At 46.4% G+C, this 1686-nt stretch carries 1 protein-coding gene and 1 pseudogene; both read left to right on the top strand.

Annotated features, from left to right (window positions below; translation table 11 throughout):
- Positions 1-41: 41 nt before the first annotated feature.
- Positions 42-173, top strand: a pseudogene (locus Q0753_RS16690) (phage integrase Arm DNA-binding domain-containing protein); the annotation flags it as partial.
- Between the two features lie 171 nt (positions 174-344).
- Positions 345-1136 carry a tyrosine-type recombinase/integrase gene (locus tag Q0753_RS16500; RefSeq protein WP_298723691.1) on the top strand — a complete coding sequence of 264 codons (792 nt, stop codon included), beginning with the start codon at positions 345-347 and terminating at the stop codon, positions 1134-1136.
- The last annotated feature ends 550 nt before the right edge of the window (positions 1137-1686 follow it).

Genomic DNA, 1686 nt, shown 5'->3' with positions numbered 1-1686 from the left:
TCCGTTTCATGGCAGGCTCCCGAATGTAGCTATATGTAGAAATTATAGATCCACATGGGTTATGCCGTACTGCTTATTACCAATACCGTGATCCTCGCTCAGGTGTTTTTCATGGTCTTGGTAGTGATAGCACCAGAGCACACGCTGTTGCCGAGGAATTAAACCAGCTAATTAACAAACAGCTTGCTGCACAATACGGCGTCCTTCTGGAAGACAACGCCGACATCAAGAAATCCAGAGGGATTAGCGTAAAATCCTGGTGCGATGAATATAACAAAATTCAGGAAGAAAGATTAAAAGATGGGGAGCTATCAAACAATACAGTAAAGACACGAAGGTCCTGTGTGAAAGTGTTAAGAGAAAGGTGTGGACAAATTTCCTTGCAGGATCTTGACGTTAAAACGCTTGCAACAATCATTGGTGAATATAAGGATGAAGGCAAAAAACGCATGGCACAAAGCCTGCATTCAGTATGGATAGATTTATACAAAGAAGCTCAAAATAGTGGTGAGGTTTCAGCCGGTTATAACCCGGCACTGGCCACAAAACAGCCGCGTGTGAGAGTAACTCGCGCTCGACTAAGCCTTGAACAGTGGCAGCGAATGTTTGAATATGCTGAGGCTCACTCTCATGCCTGGATTGTTAATGCCATGCTGCTCGCTCTTGTCACCGGTCAGCGACGGGAAGATATCAGCCAAATGCGGTTTAGCGATATTCGCAATGGCCACCTGCATGTAGTGCAGGGCAAGACCGGCACCCGACTTGCCATTCCGTTGGCCTTGCGATGCGACGCCATCGACATGACGCTGGGTGATGTCGTCGCACGGTGTCGTGCCACTCGGGTGGTGAGCAAGTTTCTCGTGCACCGCACCAACAGAATTAAAGGTGCAATTATCGGTTCCCAGATCCACATCAACGCACTCACGAAACAATTTGCCAGAATACGAGACCTTTCGGGGATTAGCTGGGCTAAGGATGCAACCCCGCCATCATTTCACGAGCAACGCTCCCTGGCCGGGCGTGTCTATCACGCTCAAGGGATCGATACGCAGATCCTCCTGGGCCATAAGCATTTAAGAACAACCGAAGAGTACAGAGACAATCGCGGGCATGAATGGTTGGTAGTCAAAGTTTGAGCCAGGCGCTCACAAATTGGGGAGGAATTTTGGAGAGATTTTGGGGAAGATTTTAAGTTACTGATATTTATGAACTTAATCACAATGGAATGTGCTGCCCATGCAGACTATGAGTACACTAGATTTTTCGTTATTTTTCAGTTGGTTATCAGTCATTTCGGACCTATTCTCAGGTTTAACGAGTGAAGATTAATATCTTTAAATTCAGAAACTTATTTATCATTTTGGGGAAGATTCCCGTCAATACAATAACTCAATTGGGTCTCAATCTTTCACGCAAAAACACGGAGATACAAGTTAAACAGCTGAAATTTAAAAAAACATCCAGAAGACCGCCCACTACATTGTATTCCACGGCGAAAATGTCAGGCGATTCTGCTCCCGGCTGATGGCAACCGGTACGCACGGACTCATGCAGAAGTGCTTATCGCACAATCTGAAATCGCCAAGTATAGTTGAGACATGGACAGACAGGCGTTGTTTCCTAAATCAGGGAACTATCTGCTTCTCCCGTGATCCGATCTCCTGACGAACGGACTCGGGAGCAGCA

Source organism: uncultured Oceanisphaera sp., assembly GCF_947495715.1.
In the GTDB taxonomy this organism is placed as follows: domain Bacteria; phylum Pseudomonadota; class Gammaproteobacteria; order Enterobacterales; family Aeromonadaceae; genus Oceanimonas; species Oceanimonas sediminis.
The sequence above is the reverse complement of the archived record's forward strand: the minus strand, read 5'-3'. Positions and strand labels throughout refer to the sequence as shown.